The sequence below is a fragment of the Candidatus Thiodiazotropha sp. AKAK2 genome (assembly GCF_058244685.1).
Genome location: NZ_JBSYOP010000022.1, coordinates 94,854 through 113,553, shown reverse-complemented (window position 1 = coordinate 113,553; position 18,700 = coordinate 94,854). Strand labels below are relative to the sequence as shown.

The following is an 18,700-nucleotide window of genomic DNA, read 5'->3' as shown; positions in this document are numbered from 1 at the left end:
TCAGCGCTAGGCAATCTTTAAAAAAGTGGTTTCCGATACATGAAGCAACAGCTTGTACTATTTGTCGTCAACGATGCCGGTTTTTTTCTCTCTCACCGGTTACCCCTGGCTCAGGCGGCGCGGGATCAGGGGTATCAGGTTGCGGTTGCGACACCCACTTCGGATGCGGTGAGACAGATCGAGGCAGAGGGTTTCAGGCACTATGCCGTCCGCTTGAGCCGGGGCGGCGCGAATCCGCTCGCCGAGATCAAGACAATTCTCGGTCTCTACAGGCTCTATAAAAAGCTGCAGCCAACCCTGGTTCACCATGTCACCATCAAGCCGGTGCTGTATGGCACCCTGGCTGCCCGCCTGGCTGGGGTTTCTGCGGTTGTCAACGCGATTTCCGGGCTGGGTTTTGTGTTTCTCGCCCGTGGCTGGTTCAGCTCCCTGGCCCGGGTGGCGGTATTGAGCAGCTATCGCTGGCTCTTTTCCAGGGATCGCCTGTGGGTCATTGTGCAGAACAATGACGACTACCACTATCTGCTTGATGAGGGCTGCCTGAGCCAGGAGAAGATTGAGCTGATCCGGGGCTCCGGGGTCGATCTGTCCCACTTCAATATGACCCCGGAAACGGCTCAGGTGCCTTTGGTGGTCCTGCCGGCGAGGATGCTCTGGGACAAGGGCGTTGGTGAATTTGTTGCGGCTGCTCAGAAGTTACATGCCATGGGGGTGAAGGCCCGCTTTGCCCTGGTCGGCGGCATCGATCCAAGTAATCCGAAATCGGTGCCGGCCAAAAAACTGGCTGAGTGGGCGCGGGAGAGTGATGTGGAGTGGTGGGGAAACCGGCAGGATATGTCCGCTGTGTTTCGGCGTGCCAACATCATCTGTCTGCCTTCGTACCGTGAAGGGCTGCCGAAGGTGCTGCTCGAAGCGGTAGCCAGTGGCCGGGCGATTGTCACAACAGATGTACCGGGTTGTCGTGAAGTGGTGATCGATGGTGAAAACGGCCTGTTGGTGCCGGCCCGCCAGAGTGAACCGCTGGCTGAGGCGCTTGGGAGACTGATCAATCTGGAGTCGCTGCGCCAATCGATGGGGGAGCGGGGGCGGCAGATGGCTGAGGCGGAGTTTTCCATCGAACAGGTGATTGAGAGGCATATGTCGATCTACAGGCAGGCGCTCGATTCATGAAAAAGATCCTGGTTACCGGCGCGAATGGATTTGTCGGCACGCATCTCTGCCCCTATCTGCTCGATCAGGGTTACTCGGTACGGGCTGCGCTACGCAGCCGGCAAGCAGCATGGCAGGTTGGTGAACAGACGGTGGTCGGGGATATTTCCGCCGACAGCGATTGGCAGCAGGCCCTGCAGGGTGTGGATAGTGTGATCCACCTGGCGGGTCGTGCTCATGTGATGCGGGAGAGTACAGACGATCCCTTGAGCCTGTTTCGTCAGGTGAATGTGGTGGGCAGTCTGCGCCTGGCGGAACAGGCGATGGTCGCTGGGGTCAGGCGCTTCGTCTACCTGAGCAGTATCAAGGTCAACGGGGAGAGCAGTTCGGCAAAGCCCCTGGCTGCCGATGATCCAGCCAAGCCGGAGGATGCCTATGGCCAATCCAAATGGGAGGCTGAACAGGCCCTCAAGGATTACCTGGCAAATGGTGATATGGAGTTGGTGATCGTACGGCCGGTGCTGGTCTACGGGGCTGGCGTGAAGGGCAATTTGCAGAGTCTGGTGCGCTGGATTCGCAACGGTGTGCCGCTGCCATTGGCCGGGGTGGAGAATCGACGCAGCCTGGTTGGTATCGATAATCTGCTTGATTTTCTGCAGCTCTGTATTGAGCATCCTGCGGCCGCGGGTGAAGCGTTTCTGGTGGCCGATGGTGAAGATCTTTCCACTCCCCGGTTGATCCGTATGCTGGCGCAGGCGATGGGGGTGAAGGCGAAACTCTTCCCCCTGCCGAACAGGGTATTGCGTCTGCTGGGCAGGCTGAGCGGTAGGTCGGCTGCCATCGACCGGCTGTGTGGCGATCTTCAGGTGAATCTCGATAAAAACCGGCGTCTGCTGGGGTGGACACCCAAGCAATCTGTCGAAGCGGGACTCAGGGATATGATCGGAGGAATGGATTAGAGCCATGCAGTGGATCCACCTGGGCGGACTGACTCTGATACTCTCGGCACTGCTGACCTGGCTCTTACGCCACTACGCCCTGCGGCGGGGATTGATGGACAATCCCAACGCCCGCAGCTCCCACCTGATGGCAACCCCCCGGGGGGGTGGTCTGGCGTTTGTACTGATCTATTTGGGGCTGCTGTTGTGGTCAATCCTGTTCGATCCGGCGCGGTTGCAGGGAATCGAACCGCTGGCCTGGGTGTTGTTGATCGGCGGTGGCCTGGTGGCGCTGATCGGTTTCATTGATGACCATCGGGATCTGTCGGCCCGCCTCAGGTTCATGGTCCACCTGCTCGCGGCGGTCGTGGCTGTCGGGTTGATCGGCGCACCTGCGGTCTCTTTCGGTCCCTGGTTGAGCGCCGAAGGGTGGTGGCTGGGGATCCTGTTTGTGCCGCTGCTGGTGTGGCTGTTGAATCTCTACAACTTCATGGATGGTATCGATGGCATTGCCAGCCTGCAGGCGATCAGTGTGCTTTGCAGCGCTTCAATGATCCTGCTTCTCAATCACTCCGGTTCGCTGATCGTCCTCTGGCAGATCCTGCTCTGTTGTGGCGTGGCCGGTTTCCTGGTGTGGAACTGGCCCCCGGCAAAGATCTTCATGGGCGATGCGGCCAGTGGCTTCCTAGGTTTCAGTCTGGGAGTGTTTGCCAGTTTTACCGCCCAGCACTACGGCATCGATTTCTGGAGCTGGGTGATCCTGCTCGGGCTGTTCGTAGTGGATGCCAGCTGGACCCTGGTGAGACGCATGCTGAATGGTGAGCCGTGGTATCGACCTCATGCCAAACACGCCTATCAGATCCTCGCCCGTCAACGGCTTGCTCAGTTCCAGACTGAGGGGGCGTCTGCTGAGAAGGCGCGCGCCAAGGCCCACCGCTGGGTGGTGCTGGCTGGCTTGATGATCAACCTTGGCTGGTTAACCCCTTTGGCCTGGCTGGCCTCTGAATACTCCGGCTCGGGAGCACTGCTGGCTGTTCTCGCCTATCTGCCACTGATCTATCTCGAGTGGCGGGTGGGGGCGGGGACTGAGCGTTAGTCGCCGGACCGATCGCCCAAACAAATCCGGGCCATCACTCGTTTTTCGGCCGTGGCTCCGATTCCAGCTTTCGTAAGCGGTATTGCACCTCTTCCAGCAGTTTTCTGTTGACGCTCAACAGATCGGCGATGAAGGCCACCAGGAAGGTCTGGAAGCCGATACCCATCATCACACCGGCGAGTACCACCGACTGCACATGGCCCTGCCCGTCCCCGGTCAGATAGTAGTAGAGAAAGCGTAAACCCAATATCATACCCAGACTGAACAGGGCCAGACCGATCGCCAGAAAGAAGCGAAACGGTTTGTAGACCACGAAGATCCGCAGAATGGTGATGATCGACTTCTTGATATAGCTGCTGATGCTCTTCACCAGCTTGGATGGCCTGAGGTCCTCATTGACCTCCACCGGCACCGAGGTGACCGCCATCTGTTTCATGCCTGCCTGGATGATGGTCTCCAGGGTATAGGTGTATTCGTTGAACACATTCAGCTTCATCGCCGCTTCCCGGCTGAAAGCACGGAATCCGCTCGGCGCATCGGGGATGTTGGTATGGCTGACTTTACGCACCACGCTGCTGCCCAGATGTTGCAGCATCTTCTTGGTCAGTGAGAAGTGTTCAATCATCTGGATCGGTCGGGCGCCGATCACCATGTCGGCTTTACCTTCGACTATGGGTTTGGTCAGGTCAGGTATGTAGCCGGCGTTGTACTGGTTATCTGCATCGGTATTGACGATAACATCCGCACCCTGTTTGACGCAGGCATCGAGCCCCAGCATGAAACCTCTCGCCAGGCCTTGGTTTTTGGTATATCCGACCACATGGTCGACACCGTTATCCAGTGCAATCTGGCGGGTGTTGTCGGTGCTGCCGTCATCGATGATCAGCCATTCGACCTGATCGAATCCAGCTACCTCTCTGGGGAGTTCCGCCAACGCCAGGGCCAGGGTTTGTTCTTCGTTATAGCACGGGATCTGTATTATCAGCTTCATTACCTAAGCTCTTGGTGGTTTTTATTCCGCTCTCCCTAGGCCTGCCTAGACATGCGGTTGCGTTGCAGGCTTGGGCCAGACCGGCTAATAGTACCACTTGTTGGACCATATGCATGAATCAGCTGAGGAATCTGCGTGCCGAGAATTTTATGAATACCGTTTGAATAGTGTTAACTGGTTCTGAAAGTTTTCTGCGGGTCTGCCGTTAAGTTGGGCGAGCAATTGGCCAATATTATGTCTACGATCACTAGAACCAACTTAAAGCGCTTTCAACAGAGTCTTCGTCGGATCAGTCTGAAACAGGGCTTCTACGATACCTTCTATGACCATTTCATCGCTCAATCGGATGAGATCGCCACGATTTTTCATGCCCGGGACATGGATCAGCTGAAGGGTAAATTGAAAGAGACTCTGCAGATGATTGAGGATGCTCTGATGGGCAAACCGGGTGTGGTGCTCTATTTAGAGATGCTGGGTCGTATCCACACCCGTCTGAAAGTGGATCAGCGTCACTTTGAGATGTGGAGGGATGCCCTGTTGAGCACCATCGAGCGTTTTGATGACGAGTATGACGCTGAGGTGAAAATGGCCTGGGAGGAGGCAATCGAGATGGTCCTCAGCCTCATGTACCCGGAAAGCTCCATGGTCGGTATGGCCGCTTCCCAATAATCCCCTCAAAAGACTTCATGCTGTGAACTCGCGGTCTGAGTGCCACAGCGGTGTATCGATGCCGCGCTGCTGCGGTTGAAAGCGAACTATTTCGCCGCCGGGCGAAGAGTTTCAGTCGAGAACCTTTCTGTCGGCAGCCTGCTGCGGTATCCTTCCGCGATTATCCGAGATAATCACAATTTCAGGCCTGAATATGCAGAATCAATACGATCCAGCCCAACTTGAGGCTGAGGTCCAGTCATACTGGGAAAGCGCAAAGATCTTTGAAGTCACGGAGGATCCACAGAAGGAGAAATTCTATTGCCTCTCCATGTTTCCCTATCCCAGCGGCAAGCTCCATATGGGGCATGTGCGCAACTATACGATCGGTGACGTGATTGCCCGATATCAGCGGATGCTGGGTAAGAATGTCCTGCAACCCATGGGTTGGGATGCGTTTGGCCTGCCGGCAGAGAATGCGGCGTTGAAGAACCGGGTCGCGCCAGCGGCCTGGACCTACCAGAATATCGACTACATGAAGTCCCAGCTGAAACGCCTTGGTTTCGGTTACGACTGGCAGCGGGAGCTGGCTACCTGTCAACCCGACTACTATAAGTGGGAGCAGTGGCTGTTCACCGAGCTCTACAAGAAGGGCCTGGTCTATCGCAAGAATGCCCAGGTCAACTGGGACCCGGTGGACCAGACCGTGCTGGCCAATGAGCAGGTGATCGATGGTCGGGGCTGGCGCTCCGGGGCGCTGGTGGAGCGGCGTGAGATCCCCCAGTGGTTCATCAAGATTACCGATTATGCCGACGAGCTGCTGGATGAGATCGACGGGCTGGAGGCCTGGCCGGAGCAGGTGCGCACCATGCAGCGCAACTGGATCGGCCGCTCTTATGGTGTGCAGATGGATTTCGCCATCAAAGGGGCTGAGCAGGGACTGACCATCTATACAACCCGCCCGGATACCCTGATGGGGGTGACCTATGTGGCGGTTGCGGCGGAACATCCGTTGGCCCTGGAGGCCTCGGCAGACAATCCTGAATTGGCAGGCTTCATCGAGGAGTGCCGTCAGGGTGGCACCTCCGAGGCGGAACTGGAGACGATCGAGAAGCGGGGCATGCCGCTCGGCATCGACGCAATTCATCCCGTCAGTGGTGATCCGGTGCCGGTCTATGCGGCGAATTTTGTCCTGATGACCTATGGCACAGGCGCGGTAATGGCGGTGCCAGGTCACGATGAGCGGGACCACGCCTTCGCAAAAAAATATGGTATCCCCATCAAACAGGTGATTCAGCCGGAGGATGGATCGGCGCTGGATATTCAGGCCGAGGCTTATATTGAAAAGGGTGTGCTGGTCGATTCCGGGCCGTTTACCGGGCAAACCTCTGCAGAAGCCTTCGAAGCCATCGCCGAGTGGCTGCAGGAGCGGAATAAGGGAGGTAAGACCAAGAACTACCGGCTCAGGGACTGGGGCGTCTCACGGCAACGCTATTGGGGTACACCGATCCCAATGGTCCATTGTGACCACTGTGGCATCGTGCCGGTACCCCTGGACGATCTGCCGGTACGTCTGCCCGAAGAGATTGTCTACGACGAAAATACCATCAACCCGATCAAAAACAACCCGCAGTTTTCAGATGTGACCTGTCCCGAGTGCGGCGGTGCGGCGCAACGCGAGACCGATACCTTCGACACCTTCATGGAGTCGAGTTGGTACTACGCCCGTTATGCCTGCCCAGGGGCGGACAGCATGCTGGATCAGCGGGCCGACTATTGGTTGCCGGTGGACCAGTATGTGGGCGGTATCGAGCATGCCGTGCTGCATCTGCTGTATGCCCGTTTCTACCACAAGCTGTTGCGGGATGCGGGGCTGGTCAGCAGCAATGAACCGTTCACCCGTCTGCTCACCCAGGGTATGGTGGTGGCCGACACCTACTACCGTGAGGCGGAGGATGGCAGCAAACACTGGTACAACCCGACTGAGGTGGACGTCAGCAGTGACGACAAGGGACGGCCGTTGTCGGCACTCCTCAAAGCGGATAACAGTGCGGTTCAGATCGGCGGCATCGAGAAGATGTCGAAATCGAAGAACAACGGGGTCGATCCGCAGACACTGATCGACCGTTATGGCGCCGATACCGTCAGGCTCTATACCATGTTCACCTCTCCCCCCGATCAGTCTCTGGAGTGGAGTGACGATGGCGTGGAAGGAGCTTACCGTTTCATCAAACGCCTGTGGGCGCTGGTTGACGGGTATCAGCAGCAGCTCAGCCAGCCCCTCGCTGAGGTGACTGACTTTGATGAGGCGCAGAAAGCGGCACGACGGGAGCTGCATGAACTGTTGAAAAAGGCGCTCTACGACTACCAGAGGCAACGCTTCAACAATGTGGTCTCCGCGAGTATGGGGATGACCAATATCCTCTATAAGCTCGGCGGCTCAGACCAGGATCTGGCGATTTTGAAAGAGGGGCTCTCCCTGGTGTTGAGACTGTTGGCGCCGATCGCACCCCATGTTTCCCATCACCTCTGGCGGGAACTAGGCTTCGGTGAGGAGATCCTGGCCAGTGACTGGCCGCAACCGGATGAGGCGGCACTGGTACAGGAGAGTCTGCCCTATGTGGTGCAGGTCAACGGGAAGGTGCGTGCCAACATCCAGGTGCCGGCGGATGCGGATAGAGCCGCCGTCGAGGCGATTGCCCTGGCGAATGACAATGTGCAGCGCTTCGTCGGTGAGGCGACGGTGAGGAAAGTCATCGTAGTGCCGAACAAACTGGTCAATGTCGTTGCCAAGTAGTCTCCAGCGTTGGCGCTTGCTGGCTCCCTGGCTGGCCGGGAGCCTACTGCTTTTACTCTCTGGCTGTGGCTTTCATCTGAAAGGCTATGCACAGCCCTCGGCCGCGCTGAATGGACTCTACATCGTCGCAGGTGACCAAATCGACACAGTTGCCGGCGTACTGCAGAGAGAACTGCTTGGCGGTGGGGTGATCCTCTCCCCCGATCGGGAGTCGGCGAAATATGTCTTTCAGGTGTTGGAAGAGAAGTTCTCCAGCCGGGTACTTTCTGTGGATGCCAATGGCAAGGCGCTGGATAATGAGTTGCGTCTGCGGGCCAGGGTCCGGCTCACCGCCCGGAGTGGGATGGAGCCCCATGAAGAGCCGTTGGAATTGGTCAGGCAACTCAGCTTCAGCGGCAGTGACGAGCTGGGTCAAAGGAATGAAACCGCCCTGATGATGGATGATATGCGACGCGATCTTGCGGCACAGATCATTCGCAGAATGGAAGCCGGATTGAGATAGATCGCACAGCTAGGGCCTGTTAACACGAATCCAACACACCCAGTTGCGCCTGAAAAGCGCCAATCAAGGCGCGAGGAGAGAGGTTTGGTTGTTCCAAATGATCGAAGAGCAACGCCGAGTTGTGCTTTTTCAGGCGCAAGTCCCCAGTATGGGTATCTTAAACAGGGGGCTGGGACTGTTTTAGCGCCCAGCGGCGTTATCAATCGCTCATGTAGATCAACTACACCACGCCCACTCTGCCTTACTGGGCAGAAAAACCGACCCAGCAGAGCGTGTTGGATTGGTGATAACAGGCCCTCTGACTAAACCTCATGAGACTCCGTAACGACCAACTCAGCGCCCAATTGAAACGTGATCTGGCGCCACTCTACCTGCTCAGCGGTGATGAGCCGCTGCAGATGATGGAGGCGGCTGACCAGATACGCCAGGCTGCACGACAGCAGGGATTCAGTGAAAGAGAGGTGTTGGATCCGGTTGGTGGCTTCGACTGGTCCGCTCTCAATCAGGCGGCGGAGAGTCTCTCCCTGTTTGGTGACAGGCGACTGCTTGAGCTGCGCTTGAACAGCGCCAAGCTCGGCAATGAGGGGGGCAAGGCGCTGATCGAATACTGTCAACGTCCAGCCGAAGATACGTTGTTGCTGATAACCCTGCCGAAGTTGGAAAAGTCGCAGATGAAGAGCAAGTGGCTGCAGGCGGTCGATCAGCTGGGTGTGGTCATACAGGTCTGGCCGGTGGAGGGCAACCGGCTGATGCCGTGGATCGAGCAACGGCTGCGACAGGCCGGATTGATCCCGGAAGCCGGGGTTGTACAGATGCTGATGGATCGGGTGGAAGGCAATCTGCTGGCCGCCAACCAGGAGATCGAGAAGCTGTTACTGCTGCAGGGGGAAGGGGTAGTGACACAGGATCAGTTGATGCAAGCTGTTGCGGACAGTGCCCGTTTCGATGTGTTCAGCCTGCTCGATACCCTGATGAATGGGCAGACAGCCAAGGGTTTGAGAATGTTGTCTTCATTGAAGGCGGAGGGTGTAGCGGCGCCCGTGGTTTTGTGGGCCCTGAGTCGTGAGATTCGCACGCTGGCGGAAATGGCCAATGAGCTGGAACAGGGGCGTAACAGCAACCAGGTGATGGCCGCCTACCGGGTTTGGGATAAACGTAAGCCTGTGGTAAGTAAAGCGCTCTCCAGGGGTTCGGCCAACGCTTGGAGAAAATTACTAATACAGTGTTCAGATGTTGATCGTATGATCAAGGGTCTGAATTCGGAAGACCCCTGGCTGGCCTTGAAAAATGTTGCACAAGGGGTTTCCGGAATGACCTGCCTGTGATCGGGAGCACAACCTGAATTAGTAACTAAGTGCCTGGGAAAGCTATTCCTTTTTATTTGTGACTTCTGTCACCCAATTTTTTTCCTCATCGTTGTCTTATCGCCTACAGAGACCTCAGTCAGAGGGCTTTGCATTTAAAACAAATCATTGAAAGGAGAAAGATGATGAAAACCATGATGATTAAAAAAGGTGTAGTAGCTTTGGCAGCAGCCGGTTTTTTTGCAGTGGCCAATGCGGCGGACGAAGGTGCCTTCACCAAGCTGGATGTGAATGCTGATGGCTACATCTCAGCTGAAGAATCCACTGCTGATGAAGCGCTTTACAAGGATTGGGCCAAGGTTGACGCGAATGCTGACGGCCAGGTTGACGCGGCTGAATTCAGTGCTTTTGAGGCTGCACCAGCGGCTAAATAATTGAACAACTCTGAATGAGTTTTGGGTAGAAAACCGGTGGCCAGAATGGTCTGGTCGCTGGTAAATCACAGGGACTTGATAGCGTTATTAGTTGCCGATCCATTAGCAACTTCCTGATTTTCTAAAAGGAATTTAATTAGTGGAACTGTGATTCCTATCACCGCATTTCTTCTGTCTGGGGTGTCTTATAGGGGGCACCAGACGATCGATGCTGTAGATAGGGATCTCTGGGCATAACCATAAAATTCGTTAAGGAGAACATAATGTATACGAAAACCATTAAACTGGCCGCTTTGGCACTGGTTACAGCTGGATTTGTTACGGCTGCAGTTGCCGGTGAGGATGCATTCACTGCATTGGACACCAATGCTGATGGCAGCATCTCTTCAGAAGAAGCCACCGCTAATGAAGCACTCTATAAAGGCTGGGAAGCTGCTGATGCCAATCAGGACGGCAGTGTTGATGCAGCTGAATTCAGTGCATTCGAAGCAAAAGCGATGCCTGCAGAGACCAAATAAGCCGGCTCCGCTTTTAGATGGTATCCCTAGTTAGGGGATGATATACCGGCGGCCAGCTGTGTCTGTTGTTGGCTGTCGGTAGCCATCTCCAGTAAATTGCAGTTACTCAACTGCAGTTGTGGAGGTTCGGCGGAGAAAGTGAAGGGCGCTGTTTTCAAGAGTGCGCTCAGACCAAGAATCTGTCTGGTTTTGCCGGGAAAAACGGCCACCTCAACCTCTTCCAGAAGACACTTCTCGCCAATCAGTACATCGGTGATGGTATAGACTGGTACCAACATTTCCGCGCCATTGGCAAGCACCCCTTTCAGATCTCTCAGGTAACGTGGGTTGCCTACTGCCTGCAGTTCGGCCAGTGTGTTCTCATTGATGGTCATATAGCTTGAGCCGGTGTCGACCATGAATTCAGTTGGCGCCATGTTGCCGATCTTGCCGGAGATGTAGAAGGTGTTGGCGCCCTTGGAATGCATCGGAACGCCAAACAGCGATGGCTCTGCCCAGAGCTGGCCGCTCGCAACCATCAATAAGATTAAACTTAAAAAGAGTCTGTTCATTATTTCTGGACCGTTATCTGTTCGGTGAGTTCCTGCCTATTAGATCGGTAGAGTTGGGTTTAACTTTAAACCTTTTACTTTGAAGCCGATGAAATAAAACCCTTAAAATAGTTACGGTCAAAACAGGGATTGGATGCAGATGTCAGGTCAAACTGCCAGGAATCCGGGCCATTTCAGCTCGGGTTTGGTAAAGTTAAACAATCGTAATATTTTCAGATGAGCACCATTTAAACAATGTTAGACAAGATCTCCGATATCGCCGGATACATGCAAGAGCTGGGTCAGCAGGCCCGCCAGGCCTCGCGGACACTGGCCGGTGTACCGACAGCCCAGAAAAACCAGGCACTCGAAGCGATTGCCGAGGCGCTGGACGAGGCCAGAGAGCGGCTGATGAGTGAAAACAGTCTGGATCTGGAGAAGGGTCGGGAGAAAGGCCTGGACAGCGCTCTGCTCGATCGTCTGGAACTGACCCCGGCACGCATCGACAGCATGATCGAAGGGGTGCGCCAGATTGCGGCCCTGGCCGACCCGGTAGGCGAGATTTTTGATATGAAATATCTGCCCAGTGGCATCCAGGTCGGACGTATGAGAGTCCCGCTGGGCGTGGTGGGGATCATCTATGAATCGCGTCCCAATGTCACCGCCGATGCGGCGGCGCTCTGCCTAAAATCGGGCAATGCAGCGGTGTTGAGAGGCGGCTCGGAGGCCTACTATTCCAATCAGGCGATCGCCCAGTGTATCGCTGCCGGTTTGAACAAGGCGGGTCTGCCGGAGGCGGTTGTTCAGGTCGTTGCCACCACAGATCGCCAGGCGGTGGGCGCCATGATCACCATGCCGGACTATGTGGATGTGATCATACCCCGGGGAGGCAAGGGATTGATCGAGCGGATCAGTCAGGATGCCCGGGTGCCGGTGATCAAGCATCTGGATGGCATCTGCCATGTCTATATCGACGATCAGGCTGACCTGGAAAAAGCTTATGCCGTGGCGATGAATGCCAAAACCCAACGTTATGGCACCTGCAATACTATGGAGACTCTGCTGGTTGCGGAGGATGTTGCCGCGCAAGCCCTCGCCCGTTTGGCTCCGGCGCTGGATGAGAAAGGGGTTGAGCTGCGTGGCTGCGCCCGCAGCTGCGAGCTGATTGAGGATTGCACCAGTGCAACGGATGAGGATTGGGACACTGAATATCTGGCGCCCATCCTGTCGATCCGGGTCGTGCCTGGGCTGGCTGAGGCGATTGATCATATCAATACCCACAGTTCTCAGCATACCGATGCGATTATTACCGAGAACTACACCCGCGCCAGACGTTTTCTCACCGAAGTGGACTCCAGTTCGGTCATGGTGAATGCCTCGACCCGCTTCGCCGATGGCTTTGAGTATGGTCTGGGTGCGGAAATCGGTATCTCTACAGACAAGTTTCATGCCCGTGGACCGGTCGGCCTGGAGGGGCTGACCTCGGTGAAGTATATCGTGCTGGGTGACGGACATATTCGCAGCTAGTCCCGAATGATCTTTGGTCTTAGGAGATTGAAACCGCCAATGAACGCCAATCACCGCAATATGCCGCAAAGCACTTTTTTGCTAGCGCTTGATTTTGCATCCACTCGCGGTGATTGGCGTTTATTCACGGATAATCTCATCACGATGGATGCGGTGCAGCTCTGGGCAGCCAAGCGCCCCTCCCGTTAGGTCCAGAATGATCGGTATCCTGGGGGGCACCTTTGACCCGATACACAATGGCCATTTACGCACCGCACTGGATGTCATGCAGGCGGTCGGCCTCAAACAAGTAAGGTTCATTCCTCTGCATGGTCCGGTTCATCGGGATCAGCCCCAGGCCTCCACCGAGCTGCGCCTGCGGATGGTTGAGGCGGCCATTACGGAACAGCCCGGCTTTGTCGCCGATGATCGGGAGTTGAGGCGTGCCGGTGACTCCTACACAGTGGATACGCTGCGCGATTTACATCACGATTTTCCCGACCAGCCCCTGCTGTTGCTGATGGGTATGGATGCATTCAGTGGTTTCCCCGACTGGCACAAACCGGATGAAATACTGCAGCTTGCCCATCTGGTTGTCATGAGACGCCCAGGCGAGTCACAACTCTCAGAGGCCGCAAGGGGGCTTCTGCAGAGGCATGAGAGTCAGCCCGAGCGTCAATTCAACCTGATAAAGGCTGGGGGAATTCGAGTCCAGACTGTTACCCAGCTCGATATCTCAGCCAGTCTGATCCGAAATCTGATCAAACAGGATGAAAGCCCAAGATATCTGCTGCCAGAGGCTGTTTTGCAGATTATTCACGCTGAAGGGCTCTATCGGGATTGAATTCTTACCCGATATCGGTGAGAGATCATGCTTGTGATTGGCTCTGTTCTTAACCCGAAAAATGGTGATTCAACAAATAATTTCTAATGATGGGTTATGCTTGTTGGCAAGACCCGATAAAATGGACGCAGCCTGTTACAGCAAACAAAATGAGACTCAATGCAGATAGAAGCACTTAGAGATATCGTCCTGGAGATCCTCGACGACATGAAAGCGAAGGATGTGGTGGTACTGGACGTACGTGGCAAGACCAGTATCACGGATATCATGATCGTCGCCAGCGGCACCTCGGATCGTCATGTCAAGTCGATTGCACAAAGTGTCGAATTCAAAGCCAAGCAAGCCGGTGAGATGCCATTGGGAACCGAGGGCGTCGAAGATGGTGAGTGGGCGCTGGTCGACCTGAATGGTGTGGTGGTGCATGTGATGCTGCCGAAGGTCAGGGATTTCTATCATCTGGAGCGGCTCTGGTCTGTGGATGAAGTGAACAACAGCGGCCAGACCCGGGAATCCAAATAGGGCCTGTTAATACGACTCCAAGTTGTCCTGTTGTGCCTGAAAAAGCGCCAAGCAAGGCGCGAGGAGCGTAGTTTGGTTGTTCCAAATGAGCGACGAGCAACGGTTCGTGGCGCTTTTTCAGGCGCAACCCCACAGATTAATTTGAGAGAGGGGGCTGGGCCTGTTTTTGCGCCCAGCAGGACGTATTGGATTCGTGTTAACAGGCCCTAGGATCTAATTGATGGATCGGTTCGATCGGATCTTTGAGCTCAATCGAATATTTCAGTCAGCCCGTTATCCGGTCTCCCGTCAGCGTCTGGAAGAGGAGCTGGAGTGCTCCAGGGCAACGGTAAAACGCCTGATCGAAGAGATGAGGCTCTATCTGAATGCTCCGGTTGTCTATGATCGCAAACGTAACGGCTACCACTATGACGCCGCAGAAGGGGAGATGTATCAGCTTCCCGGGCTCTGGTTCAACGCTTCCGAGCTGCAGGCTTTACTGACAGTCCAACAGCTGCTGGCTGAGATTCAACCCGGCCTGCTGGAGAGCCATCTGCAGCCTCTGAGACGTAAAATCGATCAGTTGTTGAGTCGTCAACCAGGCCAGGTTGAACCGATTTCACGCCATATTCGGCTGTTAAGGGCAGCAGCCCGTCCCGCCGGTCCCTATCTGACACAGCTTGCCTCTGCCTTGGCCGCCAGACACCGGGTCAGCCTGAAGTACTACAATCGCGGTAGCGATAAAGTGACTGAACGTGAGGTCTCTCCACAACGCCTGACCCTCTATCGGGACAACTGGTATCTGGATGCCTGGTGCCATCTGCGTGAGGGATTGCGGACCTTTGCCCTGGATGCGATTTCAGAGGTTCGTGAGAGCGATCAAGCGGCGGTCGAGTTGCAGAGTGAGCAGCTCGATGCCCACTTCTCAGAGGCCTACGGCATATTCTCCGGTTCAGCGAGTCATCAGGCGGTACTGCGATTCACCAGGCATCGAGCCAGGTGGGTCGCCAAAGAGAGCTGGCACCCTCAGCAGCAGAGTCGCTGGCTGGAGGATGGCCGTTATGAGCTTGTGCTGCCGTATGCCCATACAGCAGAGCTGATCATGGATCTGATGCGCTATGGCGCCGAAGTGGAGGTGGTCTCTCCCCCTGAATTGAGAGCTGAGATTGCAGACCGATTACGTCAGGCCGTGGCGCAGTATGACGCGGACCAGACTGAATCGGATGCTTAACCCGGCACTGATCAGTCAGCACTTGTTTGTAAGCTGTCGATAGCGTTTGACGGCCTTTTTTCTCTGTGTGTGCAGTATCTTGATTTTGGTGGCTAGCCGTTTGTGTTTGCTTTTGTCCTTGGTCTTCTTTAATTTGGATTTGGCCGCCCGTTCCTGCTTTTTCATCTTCTTCAGCAGGTCTCTGATACGTTCACTTTTCAGCTTTTTACGACTGGGATCAAGTAGACGAAACAGTTTTTCGATCAATTTCTCAGGAGGCATGTCATCCACCTCATAGCTGGCGTGGTTGAGCCGGTCACTACCGGACTACATTGACTCAGGCAGACCCGGTTGAGTGGCGCGAGTTTTATTCTTTAGTTATTAAATTTATAGCCTAAGTTATAAGATCTTATCTTATATGTAATAATTAGGGTTTGGCAGTATCCTCTTGAAGGCAGATTCATTGGATTGGCGCCAACCGGCTGGCGTTTGATGGGTGGTGGAATTTCGCAAGGCTTGTTGTGACTGATGGCCAGGCCGCACAGGACCGGGTTCAGATCGACAATTCCTGCCGTTACGTCTTAAATCTGTTTGTTCTCAAAGGAGTTTTCGCTATTAGGATGCTTGATGGCACTGGTCCGTTTCGGCCTGTTTTTTCTGCTTGCCATCGACATTTGAAGGTTAAAGTCCGGTTGCAGGTTGATTGAGTTATCGATCATCTCGTGACTTAAAGACGATACAAACAGATCGTCAAACAGGTTTTGACGCGCTGCTCCAATATTGAATTGAGCTGCTGCAGGTTGTGCGTGACACAGTCCACAACCATTTGATGGTAGACGTTGTGGTCTGATCTGTACTGCTGTCAGTTTACAAGTTAGAGAATTGGGTCTAGTTGATGGAAGAGTTGAGAACACTATACGACTCCCTTGGCATGGGGGACGTGAACTGGGAGCTAATCCTGCGGGGCAGCCTGCAGGTGTTGCTGCTCGGGTTCTCGGCTGTCTTCTCCGGGTCGGAAACAGCACTCTTTTCGCTCAGCCGTATCGATCTGCAAAAGCTTAGACACAGCCGCGACAAGCATTCGGAGAATATCCACGCCATGCTCGATGAGCCGAGGCGTTTGATCATCTCGATTCTCTGCGGCAATGAGTTGGTCAACATCGCCTCCGCAGCAAATATGGCGGCGATCCTGCTGCTGTTGTTTGGCGAGCAGGACGTCGGCTGGTTCAATATTCTGATCATGGTGCCCTTGCTGTTGCTGATTGGTGAGGTTACCCCGAAGACCATTGCGGTCAGTTTTCCGGTCAAATTTGCCACCCGGCTGACGGCCCGGATCCTGCCGCGCTGGATTGTTTTGATTACCCCGCTCAGGGAAGTGGTACGGCAGATCTCCGACCGGATTACCACGCTGGTGGTGGGTGAGGCGATCAGTCGGGAGAACATCCTGCATGCGGATGAGCTGCGAACCCTGCTGGAAGAGAGCGAGGAGAGCGGCGTCATCGAAGCCACTGAACGGGTGTTGATCGATAACGTCATCGAAGCCTCTGAGACGGACATCTCCCGCATCATGACGCCTGGACCGCGGATTCTTTTTCTCGATGCGGCTCTGCCGGTGACCGAGCTGATCGACAGATTCAGAGAGTACCAGCACCCCAGAATTCCCGTCTACCAGGGGCATTGGGACAATGTCATCGGTTTTATCCATTCCGAGGATATTCTGCGTCTGATTCAAGGGGGTGGGGACCTGGAGCAGGTAACCCTGGAGATGATCATCAAACCCGCCCACTTTGTACCGCCGACCAAGAAAGTCGATGAGATGTTCGACTATTTCCAGGCACACAATACCCGGGTGGCGATCGTGCTTGGTGAGTATGGCGAGGTGCTGGGTATTGTCACCATGAAGGATGTACTGACCTTCATCTTCGGTGAGATCAGCGGCAAGATGGTGGGGCTTGAATATTATCAGGAAGAGGATGAAAACAGTTATGTCGTACCGGGCGACATGCGGCTGAGCGACTTCTACAACCTGACCAATTTCGATATCGAAGATCCGGTCATGAGCACCATAGCCGGGGTTGCATTCCGTCTGTTTGACCGCCTGCCGAAAGAGGGCGATAAGGTCCGCTATGAGGGTTATGAATTCATTGCGCGGGAAGTGACCGGTTTAAGAATCAGCAAGATTCAAGTGCGCAAAATCGTCGCCGATGAGGAGACGCCAAAGGAGTCTGATGACGATCAGCCTGATGGCTCCGAGACAGATGAGGAATCGCTCAACAGGCAGGATGACGCCGCTGAACTGGAGCCGGATGGTGACAACACGGAGCAGGATGCAGAAACTGCTGATAATGAAAACAAACCTTTAGCGAAGGAGGTGCCAGATGAGCTGGAGCGTTGAGTTACTCATCATTGTCGTCTTCCTGTTGCTGAAAGGTTTCTTCTCCGGCTCCGAGATCGCCATGGTCAACTCCGACAAGTTGAAGTTGAGGCATCTGGCCAAGCTTGGCAATCGGGGTGCGGCGTTGGTGCTGAAGCTGTTCAAAACCCCCGATGTGATCCTGGGTACCACCCTGATGGGAACCAATCTGGCCACCGTGATCATCTCCACCCTGGGTGCGCTGGTCTGCATTGAACACTTTGGTGCGGCAGGCGACTTGATCTCGGTGATCATTCTAACCCCGATTCTGCTGATCTTCGGTGAGGTGGTACCGAAGAGTGTGTTTCAGCAGGAGGCGGACAATCTGGTTGGCCGGCTGATCTATGTGCTGCGTTTCTTCTCCTATGTCTTCTATCCGGTGATCTTCATATTCAGTCGTGTTGCCCGTCTGGTAACCCGTATCGTTGGCGGCGGCAGCGTGCCGCAGAACATGTTCATCACCCGCGAAGAGTTGAGAGTGCTGCTGGATATATCCGATACCACATCTGATCCCCAGACCATCGACCGGAAACGTATCAGACGCATCATTCGTTTCGCGGATACCACCGTGGGTGAGGCGATGATCCCTCTGCCGGATGTGGTGGGCTTCAATGAAGTACGCCACATGAAGGAGGCGGTCAGACTGGTGATGAAACACGGCTACAACAGACTGCCGGTCTATCGTGGCAATATCACCAATGTGAAGGGTATCCTGACACTCGACACCTGGGATCTGATGCAGCCGGATCTGGACAATCGTCCGATATCCGATTTCATCAGTCCGGTGCTCTATCTCTCTCCACGCCAGACCATCGATCGGGCACTGCCGATGTTGCAGGCTCGTAAGGATCATATGGCGGTGGTGGTGGATGAGTTCGGCTCGGCTGTGGGTATCCTCACCATGGAGGATGTTTTTGAAGAGGTGGTGGGTGAGATTGATGTGGGTTACGACTTCGATGAGTATCATCCGAAACGGCGCATCTATATCGAACATGAGAGTGAGAACTCCCATCTCGTAAGTGGCCGCACACCGATCTCGGAAATCAACGATATTCTGCATGTACAGTTTCCGGTGGAAGAGGCGCTGACCATCGGCGGTTTGATGATCAGTCGTATTCGCCATATTCCGGTTGAAGGTGACAGCTTTGAGGAGCAGGGTCATCGGATGACGGTCGTCGAAGCGGATGAGCGTTCTGTTGTCAAAGTCAGAATTGAGCGTTTACTATAAACCGACAGACTCAGCATGACGTGCTGCTATACTCGATGGGTGCCCAAAGCACCATGCAGAAACACAGACTAGAATAGTTATCACGGCCGGGATG

Annotated in this window: 19 protein-coding genes; 16 read left to right on the top strand and 3 right to left on the bottom strand. The window is 54.9% G+C overall.

Annotated features, from left to right (window positions below; genetic code table 11):
• Positions 1 to 39: 39 nt before the first annotated feature.
• The 3 genes from AC4IE8_RS09360 to AC4IE8_RS09350 are packed head-to-tail and all read left to right on the top strand — an operon-like array spanning position 40 to position 3,183.
• Positions 40 to 1,170 (top strand): glycosyltransferase family 4 protein, encoded by a 1,131-nt coding sequence (locus tag AC4IE8_RS09360; RefSeq protein WP_490790869.1) that lies wholly within the window; start codon positions 40 to 42, stop codon positions 1,168 to 1,170.
• The gene (locus AC4IE8_RS09355; RefSeq protein ID WP_490790868.1) at positions 1,167 to 2,108 is read left to right on the top strand and encodes a UDP-glucose 4-epimerase family protein; all 942 of its coding nucleotides are present in this window, start codon (positions 1,167 to 1,169) and stop codon (positions 2,106 to 2,108) included. The genes AC4IE8_RS09360 and AC4IE8_RS09355 overlap by 4 nt, the downstream gene beginning before the upstream one ends.
• Before the next feature lie 4 nt (positions 2,109 to 2,112).
• Positions 2,113 to 3,183, top strand: coding sequence for an MraY family glycosyltransferase (locus tag AC4IE8_RS09350; protein ID WP_068994607.1), 1,071 nt, complete (start codon positions 2,113 to 2,115; stop codon positions 3,181 to 3,183).
• Between the two features lie 34 nt (positions 3,184 to 3,217).
• On the opposite strand, the gene AC4IE8_RS09345 is transcribed toward AC4IE8_RS09350, so the two are convergent.
• Positions 3,218 to 4,174, bottom strand: coding sequence for a glycosyltransferase family 2 protein (locus AC4IE8_RS09345; RefSeq protein WP_068994606.1), 957 nt, complete (start codon positions 4,172 to 4,174; stop codon positions 3,218 to 3,220).
• 234 nt (positions 4,175 to 4,408) lie between these two features.
• Here AC4IE8_RS09345 and AC4IE8_RS09340 point away from each other — a divergent pair, with 234 nt between their 5' ends.
• The 6 genes from AC4IE8_RS09340 to AC4IE8_RS09315 all read left to right on the top strand — a co-directional run bounded on the left by AC4IE8_RS09340 (position 4,409) and on the right by AC4IE8_RS09315 (position 10,377).
• Positions 4,409 to 4,843: a globin domain-containing protein gene (locus AC4IE8_RS09340; RefSeq protein ID WP_068994605.1), complete on the top strand. Its 435-nt coding sequence runs from the start codon at positions 4,409 to 4,411 to the stop codon at positions 4,841 to 4,843.
• 193 nt (positions 4,844 to 5,036) lie between these two features.
• Positions 5,037 to 7,619, top strand: coding sequence for a leucine--tRNA ligase (gene leuS / locus AC4IE8_RS09335; protein ID WP_490790867.1), 2,583 nt, complete (start codon positions 5,037 to 5,039; stop codon positions 7,617 to 7,619).
• Positions 7,609 to 8,121: an LPS-assembly lipoprotein LptE gene (locus AC4IE8_RS09330; protein WP_490790866.1), complete on the top strand. Its 513-nt coding sequence runs from the start codon at positions 7,609 to 7,611 to the stop codon at positions 8,119 to 8,121. The genes leuS and AC4IE8_RS09330 overlap by 11 nt, the downstream gene beginning before the upstream one ends.
• Before the next feature lie 311 nt (positions 8,122 to 8,432).
• Positions 8,433 to 9,446, top strand: coding sequence for a DNA polymerase III subunit delta (gene holA / locus AC4IE8_RS09325; protein ID WP_068994602.1), 1,014 nt, complete (start codon positions 8,433 to 8,435; stop codon positions 9,444 to 9,446).
• A 164-nt stretch (positions 9,447 to 9,610) separates the two neighbouring features.
• Complete coding sequence (locus AC4IE8_RS09320) at positions 9,611 to 9,859, top strand: hypothetical protein (protein WP_068994601.1); 249 nt, start codon at positions 9,611 to 9,613, stop codon at positions 9,857 to 9,859.
• A gap of 263 nt (positions 9,860 to 10,122) precedes the next feature.
• The gene (locus AC4IE8_RS09315; protein ID WP_068994600.1) at positions 10,123 to 10,377 is read left to right on the top strand and encodes an EF-hand domain-containing protein; all 255 of its coding nucleotides are present in this window, start codon (positions 10,123 to 10,125) and stop codon (positions 10,375 to 10,377) included.
• 26 nt (positions 10,378 to 10,403) lie between these two features.
• Here AC4IE8_RS09315 and AC4IE8_RS09310 read toward each other — a convergent pair whose 3' ends face one another.
• On the bottom strand, positions 10,404 to 10,844 hold the full coding sequence (locus AC4IE8_RS09310; protein WP_490790865.1) for a retroviral-like aspartic protease family protein: 441 nt from the start codon (positions 10,842 to 10,844) through the stop codon (positions 10,404 to 10,406).
• 318 nt (positions 10,845 to 11,162) lie between these two features.
• Between AC4IE8_RS09310 and AC4IE8_RS09305 the strand changes: the two genes are divergently transcribed.
• The 5 genes from AC4IE8_RS09305 (at position 11,163) to AC4IE8_RS09285 (ending at position 14,986) form a co-directional block, all read left to right on the top strand.
• Complete coding sequence (locus AC4IE8_RS09305; RefSeq protein ID WP_068994598.1) at positions 11,163 to 12,434, top strand: glutamate-5-semialdehyde dehydrogenase; 1,272 nt, start codon at positions 11,163 to 11,165, stop codon at positions 12,432 to 12,434.
• 39 nt (positions 12,435 to 12,473) lie between these two features.
• Complete coding sequence (locus AC4IE8_RS09300) at positions 12,474 to 12,623, top strand: hypothetical protein (RefSeq protein WP_490790864.1); 150 nt, start codon at positions 12,474 to 12,476, stop codon at positions 12,621 to 12,623.
• 7 nt (positions 12,624 to 12,630) lie between these two features.
• On the top strand, positions 12,631 to 13,257 hold the full coding sequence (nadD, locus tag AC4IE8_RS09295) for a nicotinate-nucleotide adenylyltransferase (protein WP_068994597.1): 627 nt from the start codon (positions 12,631 to 12,633) through the stop codon (positions 13,255 to 13,257).
• A gap of 159 nt (positions 13,258 to 13,416) precedes the next feature.
• On the top strand, positions 13,417 to 13,776 hold the full coding sequence (gene rsfS, locus AC4IE8_RS09290) for a ribosome silencing factor (RefSeq protein WP_068994596.1): 360 nt from the start codon (positions 13,417 to 13,419) through the stop codon (positions 13,774 to 13,776).
• A 220-nt stretch (positions 13,777 to 13,996) separates the two neighbouring features.
• Positions 13,997 to 14,986 carry a helix-turn-helix transcriptional regulator gene (locus AC4IE8_RS09285; RefSeq protein WP_068994595.1) on the top strand — a complete coding sequence of 330 codons (990 nt, stop codon included), beginning with the start codon at positions 13,997 to 13,999 and terminating at the stop codon, positions 14,984 to 14,986.
• A 15-nt stretch (positions 14,987 to 15,001) separates the two neighbouring features.
• Here the strand turns inward: AC4IE8_RS09285 and AC4IE8_RS09280 are convergent, their stop codons facing one another.
• On the bottom strand, positions 15,002 to 15,247 hold the full coding sequence (locus AC4IE8_RS09280) for a hypothetical protein (protein WP_068994594.1): 246 nt from the start codon (positions 15,245 to 15,247) through the stop codon (positions 15,002 to 15,004).
• A 613-nt stretch (positions 15,248 to 15,860) separates the two neighbouring features.
• Here AC4IE8_RS09280 and AC4IE8_RS09275 point away from each other — a divergent pair.
• Together AC4IE8_RS09275 and AC4IE8_RS09270 are read left to right on the top strand one after the other, a co-directional pair.
• A complete protein-coding gene (locus AC4IE8_RS09275; RefSeq protein ID WP_490790863.1) occupies positions 15,861 to 17,360 on the top strand; it encodes a hemolysin family protein in 1,500 nt (499 codons plus the stop codon).
• Complete coding sequence (locus tag AC4IE8_RS09270) at positions 17,344 to 18,606, top strand: hemolysin family protein (RefSeq protein WP_068994592.1); 1,263 nt, start codon at positions 17,344 to 17,346, stop codon at positions 18,604 to 18,606. The genes AC4IE8_RS09275 and AC4IE8_RS09270 overlap by 17 nt, the downstream gene beginning before the upstream one ends.
• Positions 18,607 to 18,700: the final 94 nt, after the last annotated feature.

Bases quoted from the DNA above. Each gene is read 5' to 3' on its own strand.
- AC4IE8_RS09360 (WP_490790869.1), top strand. From the start codon at position 40: ATGAAGCAACAGCTTGTACTATTTGTCGTCAACGATGCCGGTTTTTTT.
- AC4IE8_RS09355 (WP_490790868.1), top strand. From the start codon at position 1,167: ATGAAAAAGATCCTGGTTACCGGCGCGAATGGATTTGTCGGCACGCAT.
- AC4IE8_RS09350 (WP_068994607.1), top strand. From the start codon at position 2,113: ATGCAGTGGATCCACCTGGGCGGACTGACTCTGATACTCTCGGCACTG.
- AC4IE8_RS09345 (WP_068994606.1), bottom strand. From the start codon at position 4,174: ATGAAGCTGATAATACAGATCCCGTGCTATAACGAAGAACAAACCCTG.
- AC4IE8_RS09340 (WP_068994605.1), top strand. From the start codon at position 4,409: ATGTCTACGATCACTAGAACCAACTTAAAGCGCTTTCAACAGAGTCTT.
- leuS (WP_490790867.1), top strand. From the start codon at position 5,037: ATGCAGAATCAATACGATCCAGCCCAACTTGAGGCTGAGGTCCAGTCA.
- holA (WP_068994602.1), top strand. From the start codon at position 8,433: ATGAGACTCCGTAACGACCAACTCAGCGCCCAATTGAAACGTGATCTG.
- AC4IE8_RS09320 (WP_068994601.1), top strand. From the start codon at position 9,611: ATGAAAACCATGATGATTAAAAAAGGTGTAGTAGCTTTGGCAGCAGCC.
- AC4IE8_RS09315 (WP_068994600.1), top strand. From the start codon at position 10,123: ATGTATACGAAAACCATTAAACTGGCCGCTTTGGCACTGGTTACAGCT.
- AC4IE8_RS09310 (WP_490790865.1), bottom strand. From the start codon at position 10,844: ATGCATTCCAAGGGCGCCAACACCTTCTACATCTCCGGCAAGATCGGC.
- AC4IE8_RS09305 (WP_068994598.1), top strand. From the start codon at position 11,163: ATGTTAGACAAGATCTCCGATATCGCCGGATACATGCAAGAGCTGGGT.
- AC4IE8_RS09300 (WP_490790864.1), top strand. From the start codon at position 12,474: ATGAACGCCAATCACCGCAATATGCCGCAAAGCACTTTTTTGCTAGCG.
- nadD (WP_068994597.1), top strand. From the start codon at position 12,631: ATGATCGGTATCCTGGGGGGCACCTTTGACCCGATACACAATGGCCAT.
- rsfS (WP_068994596.1), top strand. From the start codon at position 13,417: ATGCAGATAGAAGCACTTAGAGATATCGTCCTGGAGATCCTCGACGAC.
- AC4IE8_RS09285 (WP_068994595.1), top strand. From the start codon at position 13,997: ATGGATCGGTTCGATCGGATCTTTGAGCTCAATCGAATATTTCAGTCA.
- AC4IE8_RS09280 (WP_068994594.1), bottom strand. From the start codon at position 15,247: ATGCCTCCTGAGAAATTGATCGAAAAACTGTTTCGTCTACTTGATCCC.
- AC4IE8_RS09275 (WP_490790863.1), top strand. From the start codon at position 15,861: ATGGAAGAGTTGAGAACACTATACGACTCCCTTGGCATGGGGGACGTG.
- AC4IE8_RS09270 (WP_068994592.1), top strand. From the start codon at position 17,344: ATGAGCTGGAGCGTTGAGTTACTCATCATTGTCGTCTTCCTGTTGCTG.